Genomic DNA, 14859 nt, shown 5'->3' with positions numbered 1-14859 from the left:
GCGCAAAGTGGGCCCAAAGGCCCGCGAACCTAGCCCCAAGGGGTTAGAAAACGACTCGTTTTGGCCGGATTCGGCGCATTCTTGTTATCAGTACCCCGGAAGAGCCATTTTGAATGGCCTTGTTCAGCATTGCCTTAAGTTCAAGGATTCACTTCGGCGCGCAGCGGTCATCAACTGAAAATGTGCAAAAGTTTCCAGCAGGGGAACCGGTTCACATTCTTGTTCTGCTCTGGCACGCAGGCGTTTAGCTTCGCTTGCGCGAACTTTCTTCCTGGCACTCGTGCTGGTGAACTCCACTTCTTGCACTGCGCTGTCGACCAGGCTGATTAGTGCGAATTGGACCGCGCGCTCGCGGTCAATGGCGGCTAAGGCGTCTATGAGCCGCCGTTCTTCCTCGGGGGGGATACGCCGATCCCGTTCATTGAAATACTGGGGGCGTCGCGCTGCGTCCAGGGGATTTTTGGCAAGGTTGATGTCCCATATCTTGGTGAGTACGGTAAAAATGGCCCGCAGGATGTCGAATTCGCGGTCTACGGTGGCTGGCATCACGCTCAGCAAACGCTCAGCGATGTAATCTTCAATATCGGATGTTGTGACTTCTGACAAACGCTTGTGAAGCCACGCTAGGCAGGTCGATACTTCGCGCATCTTGTGTTTGGCCGGACGTCTGGTGACGTTCTTTGCCTCCAAGCCTTCCCGGTAGGCCCCCAGCATTTTTACGCCCTCGGGACCGCTGTCCTCAAGCCAGCCTTCGACCTTGATGGTCGTCAGGTAGCGGCTGCTTTTGAGTTTTGGGACTTCTTCCTCCAGGTAGCGAACCAACAAGGTGGCGAAGCTGGTTTTGTGGGCGGCTGTGTAATCGATGAACAGGCCCCGGTGTCGTTCTTCTTCGATTTTTTTGATGTAAGCGTCCGCTTCTTCACGCGAGGTACGCATCACCTGGTCTTCGTCGTAGCCCTTTTGACGGATGCGCACCAGAAAGAGGTTTTCTGCTTGGGACAGTTTGGGTTTGAAACCTTGCTCGCGCAGTTTCGCGATGTGGGCTTGGATGGTCTTAGATTTGTTGAACGGAAATTCTTGGGTGAGGTCGTCCCGATTTTTGACGGTGACGGTGTAGCGCGAGCGGTTTTCGATAGATGCCATGAAGGACTCCGTGTTGTGGAGTCTTCTGTAGCTATCGTTATTTATCCGTCGACCCAACTCATGCGGGTAAACCGGCCCGATTTGGCACAGTTTGGGATTTTCCTCAAAAATCGAGTGTGCAGTGCATCTGTAAGTGCTTGATTTATAAGGATTTTTGGTCGGGGTGACACGATTCGAATGTGCGGTCTCTACGTCCCGAACGTAGCGCTTTACCTGACTAAGCTACACCCCGCGGGAACCATTCGTTTACGAACGGCGTTCCAATAATTGCGCGGCTAATTGTAGCAAGCCATCGGTATAGGCATTGGGCTGGAAGTGTTTTGTGGCCTCTATCGCGCGCTGCGCTTCGGCTGCGGCGGCTTGGCGGGTGACATCCAGCGCGCCGGTACTTTTGACAATCGCAATGATCTCGTCCAAGCGCTCGGTTTCACCGGTTTCAATGGCGCTGCGGATCAACGTGCATTGTTCTGCGCTGCCGAGGCGCATGGCGGCGATCAGGGGTAGGGTGGCTTTGCCTTCGCGCAGGTCATCGCCCAGGTTTTTGCCCATCTCCGTTGCATCACCGTCGTAGTCGAGCACGTCGTCAATCACCTGGAAAGCCGTACCCAGCGCTTGGCCGTAGGCGGCACAGGCTGCTTCTACTTCGGGCGAACCATGCGACAGGATGGCGGCTAGCCGGGCGCTGGCTTCAAACAACTTGGCGGTTTTGGAGCGGATCACGCGCAGGTAAGCGGCCTCATCGAGCGATGCGTCGTGCATGTTGACCAGTTGCATCACCTCGCCCTCGGCGATCACGTTGGTGGCATCGGCCAAAATTTGCATGATGCGCATGTCTTTGGCATCGACCATCATCTGGAATGCGCGTGAATACAAAAAGTCGCCCACCAGCACGCTGGCTGGGTTACCAAAGGTCTCGTTGGCGGTGGGGCGACCCCGGCGCAGGGTGGATTCGTCGACCACGTCGTCGTGCAGCAGGGTGGCGGTGTGGATGAACTCCACCACGGCCGCCATGTTGAAACGCTGCGCATCGGTGTAGCCCAAAGCACCGCACATCAGCAGCAAAATCGCCGGCCGCAGGCGTTTGCCGCCTGCGGAAATGATGTACTGCGATACGGTGCCCACCAGTGGTACGCCAGAGGCCAGGCGTTGTGCAATGACAAGATCTACCTCGCGCATGTCATCGGCAATGAGGGCGAGGGCGGCAGCGGTGCGGGAAGAATTGACGGACAAAATAAAAAACGGTTAGTTACGCAATTATAGGAAGTTCGTAGCCGCAAATTGCCCACCAAACTACTGTGATTAGTGGTATGCGCAAGACAATGCTAGAATCTAAGGCTCTGTGGAAATCCGTCTGCAGATTTAGTGAAGAGGTCAAGTATGTACGCGGTCATAAAAACCGGAGGCAAACAGTATCGTGTTGCTTCTGGTGAAAAAATTAAAGTAGAACAGATTGCTGCGGACGTAGGCCAAGAGATTGTGTTTGATCAGGTTCTGGCAGTCGGCAACGGCAGCGAGATCAAGGTTGGCACGCCCTTGGTTTCCGGCGCAACGGTTACGGTCACGGTAGTGGCTCACGGCAAGCACGACAAAGTGGGCATTTTCAAAATGCGCCGTCGTAAGCACTACATGAAACGCCAAGGTCACCGCCAGCAGTTCACCGAACTGCAAATCGGCGTGATTGCAGCATAACGGGCACAGGTCATGGCACAGAAAAAAGGCGGCGGCTCTACGCGAAATGGACGTGATTCAAACCCTAAGATGCTGGGTGTGAAGAAGTTCGGCGGTGAACTGGTGAGCGCAGGCGCGATCATCGTTCGCCAACGTGGTACCAAGTTCCATCCCGGCACCAATGTCGGTATTGGCAAGGACCACACCTTGTTCGCTTTGGTAGCGGGCCACGTGTCCTTCGCTATCAAGGGTTCGATGAACAAGCACCAAGTTCTCGTCACACCTGCGGCCTAAGCCCTGGTTAGATAGATCGCTTGGATCCCCCCGAAGCCCCGCCTCGTCGGGGCTTCGGTGTTTTAGGGACACCCAAGAGGCTTCTGGAAATTTGATTTTGGGCTTGCAGGCGATGCCGCCCGGGAATCGTATTTCTAGAGGACTCACAATTTTGATATTGGAATCGGTATGAAATTCGTTGACGAAGCCTTCATTGACATCTCCGCAGGCGATGGCGGGGCAGGGTGCGTGTCGTTTCGTCACGAGAAATACAAAGAATTCGGCGGCCCCAACGGCGGTGACGGTGGTCGGGGCGGCCATGTGTTTGCGGTGGCCGACATCAACCTGAATACCCTGGTCGATTTCCGCTTTTCGCGCCGCCACGACGCCAAGCGCGGCGAGCACGGCATGGGCTCTGACATGTTCGGTGCCGCCGGGGACGACATCATTTTGAAAATGCCGGTTGGCACCATCATTTCCGATGCCGAAACCGGTGAAAAATTGTTTGAGTTGTTGGTCGAAGGTGAAGTCATTACCATCGCCAAGGGCGGCGACGGTGGTTTTGGCAATATGCGCTTCAAGAGCGCCGTCAACCGCGCGCCCCGCCAGAAGACCCCCGGTTGGCCCGGCGAAAAGCGCAGCCTGAAGCTAGAGCTGCGCCTGCTGGCCGATGTAGGCCTGCTGGGCATGCCCAACGCCGGTAAATCGACTTTCATTACCGCCATTTCCAATGCCCGCCCGCGCATTGCCGATTACCCGTTCACCACCTTGCACCCCAACCTGGGTGTCGTGCGCGTCGGCCCTGAGCAAAGCTTTGTAGTGGCCGATTTGCCCGGTCTGATCGAAGGTGCGGCTGAGGGCGCAGGCCTGGGCCATCTATTTTTGCGCCATTTGCAACGCACCCGCTTGCTGCTGCACATTGTGGACATGGTGCCGTTTGACGATGCGGTGGATCCCGTGGCGCAGGCCAAGGCGATTGTGGGCGAGTTGAAGAAATACGACGACGGTTTGTACAACAAGCCGCGCTGGCTGGTGTTGAACAAGCTGGACATGGCCGAAAGCGACAAGCGTGCGGCCCTGGTCAAAGATTTTGTGAAGCGCTACAAGTTCAAGGGCCCGGTGTTTGAGATATCGGCCTTGACCCGTGAAGGCTGCGAACCCTTGGTAAAGGCGATTTACAAGCACGTCAGGGCGCAGCAACTGGCCGAGCAGACGCCGGTGGAGATCGACCCCCGGTTTGGGGTCATGCCGTCCGATACCGCAGCCGAAGAGTAACTCCTAAATTCATAGCTATTGGCGCATATTTCATATGCGCTACAGGCCTAAATGACATCTATTTTTGCTTCAACGGTATTGCGCGATGCCCGGCGCATCGTGGTCAAGGTGGGCTCCAGCTTGGTCACCAACGAAGGCCGGGGACTGGACGAACAGGCCATAGGCGAATGGTGTCGCCAGCTGGCCGTGCTGGTCAAAGGCCTGGAGAATGCAGGCCAGTCGGTGCGCCCGCGCGAGGTCATCATGGTCTCCAGCGGGGCCATTGCCGAGGGCATGAAGCGCCTGGGCTGGACCACCCGGCCCCGCGCTGTGCATGAATTGCAGGCAGCAGCAGCAGTGGGTCAGATGGGCCTGGCGCAGATGTACGAAACCAAACTGCGCGAAAACGGCCTGGGCAGCGCCCAGGTGCTGCTGACCCACGCCGACCTGGCCGACCGCGAGCGCTACCTCAATGCCCGCTCCACCTTGCTGACTCTGCTGCAGCACGGTGTGGTGCCGGTCATCAACGAGAACGATACGGTCGTTAACGACGAAATCAAGTTTGGCGACAACGACACCCTGGGCGCGCTGGTGGCCAACCTGGTCGAGGCCGATGCGCTGGTGATTCTGACCGACCAAAAAGGCCTGTTCACCGCCGACCCGCGCAAAGATGCCACCGCCACCTTCGTCCACGAAGCCCATGCCGGTGACCCGGCGCTGGAGGCCATGGCGGGCGGTGCGGGCTCCAGCCTGGGACGTGGCGGCATGATTACCAAGATTCTGGCGGCCAAGCGGGCGGCCGGTTCGGGTGCCTCTACCGTGATTGCCTGGGGCCGCGAACCCGACGTACTGGTACGCCTATCGCGCGGCGAAGCCATTGGCACCTTGCTGGTAGCGCAAACCCAAAAAACCCAGGCCCGCAAACAGTGGATGGCCGACCATCTGCAGATGCGCGGCGCTGTCACGGTGGATGCCGGTGCCGCCGCCAAGGTGCGCGATGGAGGCAAAAGCTTGCTGCCCATCGGCATGACGCAGGTGGAGGGCGATTTCTCGCGTGGTGACGTGATCGCCATCCGCGATAGCCACGGCGTAGCTTTTGGCCGGGGTCTAGCCAACTACGCCAGTGCAGAAGCGCGCTTGATTTGCCGCAAGCCCTCGAGCGAAATCGAGAGCCTGCTGGGCTATGTGGCTGAAGCCGAGATGGTGCACCGCGACAACCTGGTGCTGTCGCGGTAAGCCTTACGGAATTGCCGGGTGGCTGAGCTGCGGGTCCGGGTCAAAGGTGGCACCCGGTGGCAGCTCAAAATGTGCGCCTTGCGCCTCTTCAAAACACCCGTCGGGATGCTCGCCTTCACGGCCCCGCATATTGCTGCGCAAGAAGCGGTTGCGGTAGTCGCAGCGTGGCAGAAAGCGCGACAGCTCGGTCAGCGCCATCTCGTACACGCCGCGCTTGAATTCCACCACCACGTCCAGCGGCACCCAGTAGTCGTTCCACCGCCAGGCATCAAACTCCGGGTGGGTGGTGGCGCGCAGATTTAGATCCCAGTCGTGGCCGACCAGTTGCAGTAAATACCAGATTTGCTTCTGGCCTTTGTAGTGGCCGCGTGCATCCCGGCGGATGAAGCGGTCCGGCACCTCGTAGCGCAACCAGTCACGGGTGCGGGCCACAACGCGTACATGCTCAGGATGTAGACCTACTTCCTCATGCAGTTCGCGGAACATGGCCTGCTCGGGGGTTTCACCCCGGTCAATGCCACCTTGCGGAAACTGCCAAGAATGGGTACGTATGCGTTTGCCCCAAAATACCTGATTTCTCTGGTTGAGCAGGATGATGCCGACGTTAGGCCTAAAGCCTTCGCGGTCAAGCATAATCAAACCCCAATTTTTAAACTGTATCCATTATGCACAGCGATGCCTGTGTATCAAGCGATGCAGCCTGTTTTCCCGACACCATTAGCCCTGAAACTTGCCCATGAAAGCCTCCCAGTTCCTCATTTCCACGCTCAAAGAAGCGCCATCCGATGCCGAGGTGGTCAGCCACCAGCTCATGACGCGGGCGGGCATGGTCAAAAAACTGGGCGCTGGCATCTACAGCTACATGCCCATGGGCCTGCGGGTGATCCGCAAGGTCGAGGCCATCGTGCGTGAAGAGATGAACCGCGCCGGTGCCATCGAACTGGCCATGCCTGTGGTGCAACCCGCCGAGCTGTGGCAAGAGACCGGCCGCTTCGAGAAAATGGGTCCCGAGATGCTGCGCTTCAAGGACCGCCATGAGCGCGACTACGTGATGCAGCCCACCAGCGAAGAAGTGGTCACTGACATCGCTAGGCAAGAATTCCGCAGCTACAAGCAGTTGCCGAAAAACCTGTACCAGATCCAGACCAAGTTCCGCGACGAGCGCCGCCCCCGCTTTGGCTTGATGCGTGGCCGCGAATTCACCATGAAGGATGCCTACAGCTTCGACCGCGATCCGGATGCTGCCAAAGCCAGCTACCAGAACATGGCGCAGGCCTACCGCAAGATTTTTGACCGCTTCGGCCTGACCTACCGCGCCGTGGCTGCCGACAGCGGCGCGATTGGCGGCGACCTGAGCGAAGAGTTCCAGGTGATTGCCGCCACCGGCGAAGACGCCATCGTCTACTGCCCCACCAGCGACTACGCCGCCAACATGGAAAAGGCCGAGGCCCTGGCCCCCCAGACTGCGCGCCCCGACCCCAGCCAGGCCCTGGCCAAGACCTCCACGCCCGACAAGAGCACCTGCGCTGCCGTGGCCGAGTACCTGGGCCTTCCTCTGAAGAATTCCGTCAAGTCGCTGGTGCTGGCCACCGAGCAGCTCGACGACCAGGGCGCGGTGGTCAAGGTGCAGGTGTGGCTGCTGCTGCTGCGTGGCGACCATTCCATGAACGAGATCAAGGTCGCCAAGGTGCCCGGCTTGGGCGACGGCTTCCGCTTTGCCTCCATCCCCGAGATCGACGCGCACTTTGGCTGCCTGCCTGGCTACCTGGGCCCTTTGAACACCAAGCTACCCATCAAGCTGGTGGTCGACCGCGAAGTCGCCGTGATGGCCGACTGGGTCTGTGGTGCCAACGAGGCCGATTACCACTACACCGGTGTGAACTGGGGCCGTGACCTGCCCGAACCCGATGCCATTGCCGACCTGCGCAACATCGTCGAAGGCGACCCTTCGCCCGACGGCAAAGGTGTGCTGGCGATCGAGCGCGGCATTGAGATCGGCCATGTGTTCTACCTGGGTACCAAGTACAGCCAGGCCATGAACGCCACCTTCCTGGACGTGAACGGCAAGCCGCAGTTCATGGAAATGGGCTGCTACGGCATCGGCATCACCCGCCTGCCTGCGGCGGCCATCGAGCAGAACCACGACGCGCGCGGCATCATCTGGCCCGACGCGCTGGCCCCGTTCACCGTGGTGGTGTGCCCCATTGGCCCGGACCGCAGCCCCGACGTAAAGGCCGCTGCCGACACGCTGTACGCGCAATTGCTGGCCGCGGGCGTGGACGTGATCCTGGACGACCGTGGCGAGCGCCCCGGTGCCATGTTTGCCGACTGGGAACTGATTGGTGTGCCGCACCGCATCACCGTGGGCGACAAGGGTCTCAAAGACGGCCAGGTCGAATACCAGCACCGCCGCGATGCCGCAGCCACCAAGGTGGCGGTGGCGGATGTGTTTGCGTTTGTGCAAGCGCGGCTGGTACCCGCTACCGGAGCCTGAACCTTTGGACCCGCGCAGGATTACCAGAAGAAATGCAGTCCTGCACACCTGTGGCGTGCTGGGGCTGCTATCAAAAGTAGAGTTTGCGCACGCCGGAGGGCAAGTGGAAGAACCCCTGGCCGATGCGGTGCGTGGGGCCCTGAGCTCGGCGGTTCACAACGCTGCGCCGCCGGTGCCCGAGTTCGCCAGCACCGAAGCCCGCCTGGCCTACCTGCGCTGGCTGGCGGCCATGAGCGATCGCCTGCGGCCTAAAAAGCCCGATTGGCCGGTGCGCAAAGAGTTTTTGGAAACTGTCTGGTACGAAACCCACCGTGCCGGCCTGGACCCGGCACTGGTGCTGGGCCTGATCCAAGTGGAAAGCAACTTCCGTAAATTTGCCGTCAGCAGCGTGGGTGCACGTGGCTATACGCAGGTGATGCCATTCTGGACCCGCGTACTGGGTGACGGCGATCCGGGCAAGCTGTTCCATATGCAAACCAATTTGCGCTTTGGCTGCGTGATCTTGCGCCACTACCTGGACCGCGAGGGCGGCGACGTGTTCATGGGCCTGGGCCGCTACAACGGCTCACGCGGCAAAGCGCCGTACCCGGGAGCCGTGCTGGCCGCACGCAAGAACTGGATCCTTGCCGCATAGCCGGGTTACCGGATCAGCCCATTCCCCATATTTTGTAAGCTTTTTAGGCTTCTAGTGCTTATTGAATAAGCATAAGTAGCTATCTAAATAATAGCAATCACTACACCAAACTCTCGTGGTGCAAACCGAACTTGCCTGCTCGGCGGTCGGCAAAGTAGTACTTCAAGGTCTGCGATACGGTGCGAAAGGCAATCTCGTCCCAGGGAATTTCGGCCTCGGTGAACAGCCGGGTTTCGATGGTTTCAAAACCGGGGTCGAACACCTCGCTGAGCAACTTGGCGCGGTAAAACAGGTGCACCTGGCCCACGTGGATGACGCTCATCACGCTGAACAGCTCTTGCATTTCAAATTGTGCACCGGCTTCTTCCACCGTCTCGCGGGCTGCGCCGTCGGCGGTGCTTTCGCCCAGCTCCATGAAGCCTGCAGGCAGTGTCCATTTGCCGAAGCGCGGCTCGATGTTGCGCTTGCATAGCAACACCCGGTCGCCCGTGGTGCCCCAGTGCGGCACCGTGCCCACCACGTTGAGCGGGTTCTCGTAGTGCACGGCGTGGCAAGCGGGGCAGACCGCCCGCAGCTTGGTGTCGCCGTCGTCGGGCACGCGGTACACCACGGCCGTGCCGCAGTCCTTGCAGAATTTAATGGGGCTGCGGTGCATGGTGCTTAGACGATGCGGATGGACAGGGATTCCAGCCCGGCCACGCTGCCCTCCAGCGTGTCGCCGGGCACTACGGCGCTCACACCCTCGGGCGTGCCCGAGTAAATCAGGTCGCCGGGTTGCAGTTCCCAGGCGGCAGACAGGTGCTCGATGGTCTCGGCAATGCTCCAGATCAGTTGGGCCACGGTGCTGCGCTGGCGGTCCTGGCCGTTGACCTGCAGGGCAATCTCGGCCTGCTCCACCCCGACCGCCTGGGCTGCCGGGGTGATGGGGCCAATCGGGGCGGACTGCTCAAAGCCCTTGCCGATGCACCAGGGGCGGCCCTGCTTTTTCATCTCGTTTTGCAGGTCGCGGCGGGTCATGTCCAGGCCCACGGCGTAGCCGTAGATGTGCTGGTGGGCATCGGCCGCAGCGATGTTCTTGCCGCCTTTGCCGATGGCCACGACCAGTTCGATCTCGTGGTGCAAATTGCCAGTCAGCGTAGGGTAGGCCATGGAGCCGGTTTGCCCAGCCTCGACTGCGACCACGGCATCGGCGGGTTTCATGAAGAAGAACGGTGGCTCGCGCCCGGTGAAGCCCATTTCCTTGGCGTGTTCGGCGTAGTTGCGGCCCACGCAGTAGATGCGGTGCACGGGGAAGCGGGCAGTCTGGCCGACGACGGGGATGGCGACGACAGCGGGAGGCGTAACAACGTAGTCCATGGGATTTCCTGGGGAGTTAGTCTTTGGGGCGGAAGGTGAGGATCATCGGCGATGGCACCCGGCCATCGGTGTCGCGGGGCATGGTTTCGGTTTTGTCGATGGCCTTGAGCACCGCATCGTCCCAGGCCTTGTTGCCGCTGGACTTGACCAGCTTGTGGCTGAGGATGGTGCCGTTAGAGGCCGAGCGCACTTCGACTTCGGCCGCAGGGTTGCCGTCGAAGGTATCGGTGGAGACGATGTTGGGTTTGACCTTGGCGCTGACCCGGCCACCGTAGCCGCTGGACGGTGCCGATGACTGCAGCGCGCTGCCGGTGGCGTTGGCCCCGCCCGTGGCCCCGGCCATGCCAGCCATGCGTTTTAGGTTGTCGGCGCGCTGGGCCGCCAGATCCTTTGCGTCGGCCTGGGCGCTAGCTTTTTCGGCAGCTGCTTTCGCTGCATTCTTTGCGTCCTGGGTGGCTTGGGCCTTTTTGTCTAGCGCGTCCTGCTTGTCCTGGGCGGCTTTTTTGTCTTTTAAGCGCTTGTCTTCATCGGCTTTTTTATCCGCGGCTTCCTCGGCTTTTTGGGCTTTCAGGGCCTTGTCTTTGTCGATCTTGTCGCGCTTGGCCTTTTCGGCTTTATCGGCTTTGTCTTGTTGGGCCTGCTCCAGTTTTTCGGCTTCGCGTTTCTTTTTGGCGCGTTCCAGGGCGATGTCGGCATCTTTCACATCGGGCGCGGGTGGGGGCGGTTGGACCTTGGCCACGGGCGGGGGGGGCGGAGTGGGGCGCGGCGTTTCGACGGGCGGCGGCGGGGGCTCATCCACCGCTTTGGGCGCGGCCATTTGGATCGAAGAGGACCAAAGCTCGGCCTCTACCGTGGCGCTCTCGGTCTGCTTCCACTGTACGTTGATGACCAGGGCTACCAGTAGCAGCGCGTGGGCCAGCAGGGCCAGGCCCAGCGCCCGCACCATGCCGGGGGGCTGGGGGGGCGTGAGGTTGAGCGTGTCCTGGGCGGCGTGCATGGCGGAATTTATTTGCCGAGCTGGACCGACAGGCCCACGCGCTGTATGCCCGCGCGCTGCAAGGTGTCCATCACCTTCACCACCGACTCGTATTTGACGTTGCGGTCGGCGCTGATGACCACGGGCACGCTGGCATCGCCGTCTTGCGCGGTTTTCACGGCGCTGGCGACATCGCTTTTGCCAAGCTTGGTGGTTTTGCTTTTTTGGGTGAGTTCCAGCGATTCGTCTTTGGCAATGACGATCTGGATCACCCGGTCGGGCTGCTTGCCCGCCTTGCCCACGCTGGGCAGATCGACCACGCTGGGGGTGATCATAGGCGCAGTGACCATGAAGATGATCAGCAGCACCAGCATCACGTCGATGAAGGGCACCATGTTGATCTCGTTGATGGTGCGCCGTCCGCGGCCGCGGGAAACCATGCTGGCCATGGTTTATTTCCCTGCGGGCACCGCAGGCGACTGGGCCGCTACGTTGCGCTGCAAGATGTTAGAGAACTCTTCCATGAAGGTCTCCAGCCGGATGGCGGTACGGTCGATTTCGCGGGCAAACCGGTTGTAGGCCACCACGGCGGGAATGGCCGAGAACAGGCCGATGGCGGTGGCCACCAGGGCCTCGGCAATGCCGGGGGCCACGGTGGCCAGCGTCACCTGCTGCATGCTGGCCAGCCCGGTGAAGGCGTGCATGATGCCCCAGACCGTGCCGAACAGACCCACGTAGGGCGACACCGAGCCGACGGAGGCCAGGAAGGAAAGGCTGGACTCGATCACATCCATCTCGCGCTGGTAGCTGGCACGCATGGCGCGGCGGGCTCCGTCCATCAGGGTGCCGGGATCGGCAATGCGGCGTTCACGCAGTTTTTGGTATTCGCGCATGCCGCTGGCAAAAATGCGCTCCATCGGGCCGGCATCTTGCCCGTTTTGGGCGTTGCGGGCGGCGGTGTTGAACAGGTCGTTCAGGCTGGTGCCCGACCAGAAGTCGCGCTCGAAACTTTCGTTGTGCGCCTGGACTTTGCGCAGCGCAAACAGCTTGCGGAAAATAGCCGCCCAGCTGGAGATGGACACCACCACCAGTAGCAGCATCACCAGTTGCACCACGATGCTGGCGTTCAGCACCATGGTCCAGATCGACAGGTCTTGGGTCATTGCAAAATTTCTAAAAGAGGGGCCGGGATACGGTCGGATTTGAGGGTGTCGTAGCGCACCCAGCACAGGCGGATGCTGCCTTCGCACAGTACCGTGTCACCCAGAATGGCCTGTTGTGTGATTGTGAGTGTGGATCGGCCGATTTGTTCCAACCGGGCTGTCACCATGAGTTGGTCGTCCAGCCGGGCCGAGCGCAGGTACTTCACCGTGGTCTCGGCCACCACGAACATGCCGCCGCTGGTTTCCTTCAGGGTGCTTTGGTGGATGCCCAGCGAGCGCAGCCATTCGGTGCGGGCGCGTTCAAAGAACCTCAGGTAGTTGGCGTAGAAGACGATGCCACCGGCATCGGTGTCTTCCCAGTAGACGCGGATGGGATGGGTGAAGGTGGTGTTAAGCATGGGGTCAATTCAACATGTCGCGCAGACGGGCGATGGCGGTGTGCAGGTTTTCCATCGAGCTGGCGGTGGAAAAACGCAGAAACTTGTGGGTGTCGGCGGTACCGAAATCGCGGCCCGGGGTCACGGCTACGTGGGCGCGGTGCATGATTTCATAGGCCAGATCCCAGCTGTCCTTGATGCCCAGTTTGCTACATATTAAAGAGCAATCAGCCCAGGCATAGAATGCGCCATCTGGCATTTCGGGCACTAAAAAACCGAGGGCGTTCAGGGCCGGGATAAAGTAGTCGCGCCGGGCTTTGAATTCTGCGCGGCGGCGCTCAAATTCGGCGATGCTGGCATCTTCAAAGCAGGCCAGCGCTGCGTGCTGGGCGATGGTGCTGGGGCAGATAAACAGGTTTTGCGCGATGCGCTCCACCACCGGCACCAGCGCCTCGGGTACCACCAGCCAGCCCAGCCGCCAGCCGGTCATGTGGAAGTATTTGCTGAAGCTGTTGATGCTGATGATCTGGTCATCAATGGCTAACGCGGTCTGGCCAAAGCGGTCGTCATGGCTCAGGCCCAGGTAGATTTCGTCCACCAGGGTGATGCCGCCGTGCCACTGCACCACACTGTGGATGTCGCGCAGCACGGCAGGGTCGATCGAGGTGCCCGTGGGGTTGGAGGGCGATGCCAGCAGCACGCCACGGGTTTTGTCGGTCCAGGCAGCGGCCACCATGTCGGCACTGAGCTGGTAGCGGTCGGCCGCGGTGGTGGGCAGCAGCACGGCTTTGCCGTCGGCCGCCGACACGAAATGCCGGTTGCAGGGGTAGCTGGGGTCGGGCATCAAAATTTCGTCGCCCGCGTCGATCAATGCCAGGCAGGCGAGTTGCAGCGCAGCCGATGCGCCAGCGGTGACCACGATGCGGCTGGCGGGCACGTCGACTTTGAAGCGGCTGGCGTACCAGGCGCTGATGCGTTCGCGCAGGGCCAGCAGGCCGGTAGCCTGGGTGTACTGGGTCGTGCCGTTGTGGATGGCCTGGACGGCGGCGGCCTGCACCAGCGGCGGGGCGGTGAAGTCGGGCTCGCCGATGTTCAAAAACACCATGGGCCGGTCGGTGTGGGCTACCTTTTCGGCCAGCTCCGACGCGGCCTTGGCCACTTCCATCACGTAAAACGGCTCGATGGCCTCTGCGCGCCGGGATATCCGCATGCGTAAAGCCTTAATCCGCGCTGCTGTCGGCGCTGGTCTTGGCGCCTTTGCCTGCCTTGTCGGCCTGCACTTCAGCGGCGCGTAGGCTGGGGGCCAAGCCGTTCAAGATGCCGTTGACGTATTTGTGGCCGTCGGTGCCACCGAATTCCTTGGCCAGTTCGATACATTCGTTCAGCACCACGCGCCAGGGCACGTCCAGGCAGTTGCGCATCTCGTATACGCCGATCCACATGACCGAGCGCTCGACGGGAGAGATTTCTTCCAGTTTGCGGTCCAGCAGGGGGACGATCAGTGCGTCCAGCTCGGCGGATTGTTCGATGCAACCGTGCAGCAGTGCGTCGTAATGCACCGAATCGGCCTTGTGAAAGCCTGCCAGGTCGCGGGTGAAATGGTCGATGGATTCGGCATCGTTGCGGCCTACCAGGTGCTGGTAGAGCGCTTGCAGGGCAAATTCGCGGGCGCGGCTGCGGTCGGACTTGGCGGCAGCTTTGCGCACGCCGGTGTCAGTCAGGCCGCCGCGGGATTGGCGCGGGCGCTTGGGTGCAGCGGACGAGGAGGGGGGGACGATGGGGGTATCAGGATTGCTCATGCCAATTGCTCTAGTAGATTGGCCATTTCCACAGCGACGCGGGCAGCGTCTGTGCCCTTGTCGGTTTGGCGGGCCACGGCTTGCGCCAGGTTTTCGGTGGTGATGATGGCGTTGGCAATCGGGATCTGGTAGTCCAGCCCGATGCGGGTGACGGCGCTGCCGGATTCGTTGGCCACCAGCTCAAAGTGGTAGGTTTCGCCGCGGATGATGCAGCCCAGGGCCACCATCGCGTCAAATTGCTCGGTTTCGGCAAGGGCTTGCAGTGCCAGTGGCACCTCCAAAGCGCCGGGTACTTGCACATGCTGGATGTTGGCGGCCTGTACGCCCAACGCGGCCAGCTCGGCCTTGCAGGCATCGGCCAGGGCGTTGGTGATGCTCTCGTTGAATCGCGCCTGCACGATGGCAATGCGCAACTTGCTGCCGTCCATGCGGGAATCCGCGGCGGACAGTGCGCCTTGGTCTGCGTGCTGCATGTTTATTCCTTAT

General features: G+C 60.7%; 18 protein-coding genes and 1 tRNA gene. 6 read left to right on the top strand and 13 right to left on the bottom strand.

Annotated features, from left to right (window positions below):
• Positions 1 to 123 precede the first annotated feature (123 nt).
• The 3 genes from Q0T48_RS21185 to Q0T48_RS21175 form a co-directional block, all read right to left on the bottom strand.
• A complete protein-coding gene (locus Q0T48_RS21185; RefSeq protein WP_295960811.1) occupies positions 124 to 1143 on the bottom strand; it encodes a site-specific integrase in 1020 nt (339 codons plus the stop codon).
• 155 nt (positions 1144 to 1298) lie between these two features.
• Positions 1299 to 1375, bottom strand: a tRNA-Pro gene (locus Q0T48_RS21180).
• A 14-nt stretch (positions 1376 to 1389) separates the two neighbouring features.
• Positions 1390 to 2373, bottom strand: coding sequence for a polyprenyl synthetase family protein (locus Q0T48_RS21175; RefSeq protein ID WP_295960808.1), 984 nt, complete (start codon positions 2371 to 2373; stop codon positions 1390 to 1392).
• A 147-nt stretch (positions 2374 to 2520) separates the two neighbouring features.
• On the opposite strand from Q0T48_RS21175, the gene rplU reads away from it, so the two are divergent.
• The 4 genes from rplU (at position 2521) to proB (ending at position 5574) form a co-directional block, all read left to right on the top strand.
• The gene (gene rplU, locus Q0T48_RS21170) at positions 2521 to 2832 is read left to right on the top strand and encodes a 50S ribosomal protein L21 (RefSeq protein WP_295960805.1); all 312 of its coding nucleotides are present in this window, start codon (positions 2521 to 2523) and stop codon (positions 2830 to 2832) included.
• A 12-nt stretch (positions 2833 to 2844) separates the two neighbouring features.
• Positions 2845 to 3105 carry a 50S ribosomal protein L27 gene (gene rpmA / locus Q0T48_RS21165; protein WP_295960802.1) on the top strand — a complete coding sequence of 87 codons (261 nt, stop codon included), beginning with the start codon at positions 2845 to 2847 and terminating at the stop codon, positions 3103 to 3105.
• Positions 3106 to 3273: 168 nt separating this feature from the next.
• Positions 3274 to 4359: a GTPase ObgE gene (gene obgE, locus Q0T48_RS21160; protein WP_295960800.1), complete on the top strand. Its 1086-nt coding sequence runs from the start codon at positions 3274 to 3276 to the stop codon at positions 4357 to 4359.
• A 51-nt stretch (positions 4360 to 4410) separates the two neighbouring features.
• A complete protein-coding gene (gene proB, locus Q0T48_RS21155) occupies positions 4411 to 5574 on the top strand; it encodes a glutamate 5-kinase (RefSeq protein WP_295960797.1) in 1164 nt (387 codons plus the stop codon).
• A gap of 3 nt (positions 5575 to 5577) precedes the next feature.
• Here the strand turns inward: proB and Q0T48_RS21150 are convergent, their stop codons facing one another.
• Positions 5578 to 6207 carry an RNA pyrophosphohydrolase gene (locus Q0T48_RS21150; RefSeq protein WP_295960794.1) on the bottom strand — a complete coding sequence of 210 codons (630 nt, stop codon included), beginning with the start codon at positions 6205 to 6207 and terminating at the stop codon, positions 5578 to 5580.
• 103 nt (positions 6208 to 6310) lie between these two features.
• On the opposite strand from Q0T48_RS21150, the gene Q0T48_RS21145 reads away from it, so the two are divergent.
• Positions 6311 to 8068: a proline--tRNA ligase gene (locus Q0T48_RS21145; protein WP_295960792.1), complete on the top strand. Its 1758-nt coding sequence runs from the start codon at positions 6311 to 6313 to the stop codon at positions 8066 to 8068.
• A gap of 40 nt (positions 8069 to 8108) precedes the next feature.
• Entirely contained in the window at positions 8109 to 8702 is a 594-nt protein-coding gene (locus Q0T48_RS21140; RefSeq protein ID WP_295960822.1) for a lytic transglycosylase domain-containing protein, read from the top strand.
• A gap of 100 nt (positions 8703 to 8802) precedes the next feature.
• On the opposite strand, the gene Q0T48_RS21135 is transcribed toward Q0T48_RS21140, so the two are convergent.
• The 9 genes from Q0T48_RS21135 to ribH are packed head-to-tail and all read right to left on the bottom strand — an operon-like array spanning position 8803 to position 14846.
• Positions 8803 to 9357, bottom strand: a complete 555-nt coding sequence (locus Q0T48_RS21135; protein WP_295960791.1) for an NUDIX hydrolase — start codon at positions 9355 to 9357, stop codon at positions 8803 to 8805.
• A 5-nt stretch (positions 9358 to 9362) separates the two neighbouring features.
• Positions 9363 to 10058 (bottom strand): fumarylacetoacetate hydrolase family protein, encoded by a 696-nt coding sequence (locus Q0T48_RS21130; RefSeq protein WP_295960789.1) that lies wholly within the window; start codon positions 10056 to 10058, stop codon positions 9363 to 9365.
• Between the two features lie 16 nt (positions 10059 to 10074).
• A complete protein-coding gene (gene tolA / locus Q0T48_RS21125; protein WP_295960787.1) occupies positions 10075 to 11055 on the bottom strand; it encodes a cell envelope integrity protein TolA in 981 nt (326 codons plus the stop codon).
• Between the two features lie 8 nt (positions 11056 to 11063).
• On the bottom strand, positions 11064 to 11483 hold the full coding sequence (gene tolR / locus Q0T48_RS21120; protein WP_295960785.1) for a protein TolR: 420 nt from the start codon (positions 11481 to 11483) through the stop codon (positions 11064 to 11066).
• A 3-nt stretch (positions 11484 to 11486) separates the two neighbouring features.
• A complete protein-coding gene (tolQ, locus tag Q0T48_RS21115) occupies positions 11487 to 12197 on the bottom strand; it encodes a protein TolQ (RefSeq protein WP_295960783.1) in 711 nt (236 codons plus the stop codon).
• Entirely contained in the window at positions 12194 to 12595 is a 402-nt protein-coding gene (ybgC, locus tag Q0T48_RS21110) for a tol-pal system-associated acyl-CoA thioesterase (protein WP_295960781.1), read from the bottom strand. The genes tolQ and ybgC overlap by 4 nt, the downstream gene beginning before the upstream one ends.
• A 4-nt stretch (positions 12596 to 12599) precedes the next feature.
• A complete protein-coding gene (locus Q0T48_RS21105; RefSeq protein WP_295960780.1) occupies positions 12600 to 13784 on the bottom strand; it encodes a pyridoxal phosphate-dependent aminotransferase in 1185 nt (394 codons plus the stop codon).
• Positions 13785 to 13794: 10 nt separating this feature from the next.
• The gene (gene nusB, locus Q0T48_RS21100) at positions 13795 to 14373 is read right to left on the bottom strand and encodes a transcription antitermination factor NusB (RefSeq protein ID WP_295960778.1); all 579 of its coding nucleotides are present in this window, start codon (positions 14371 to 14373) and stop codon (positions 13795 to 13797) included.
• Complete coding sequence (gene ribH, locus Q0T48_RS21095) at positions 14370 to 14846, bottom strand: 6,7-dimethyl-8-ribityllumazine synthase (protein ID WP_295960776.1); 477 nt, start codon at positions 14844 to 14846, stop codon at positions 14370 to 14372. The genes nusB and ribH overlap by 4 nt, the downstream gene beginning before the upstream one ends.
• Between the last annotated feature and the right edge of the window lie 13 nt (positions 14847 to 14859).

It is taken from the genome of Rhodoferax sp., from assembly GCF_025354435.1.
GTDB lineage: Bacteria > Pseudomonadota > Gammaproteobacteria > Burkholderiales > Burkholderiaceae_C > Rhodoferax_B.
Note: the sequence above shows the minus strand (reverse complement) of the source record. Positions and strands in the feature narration are given on the sequence as shown.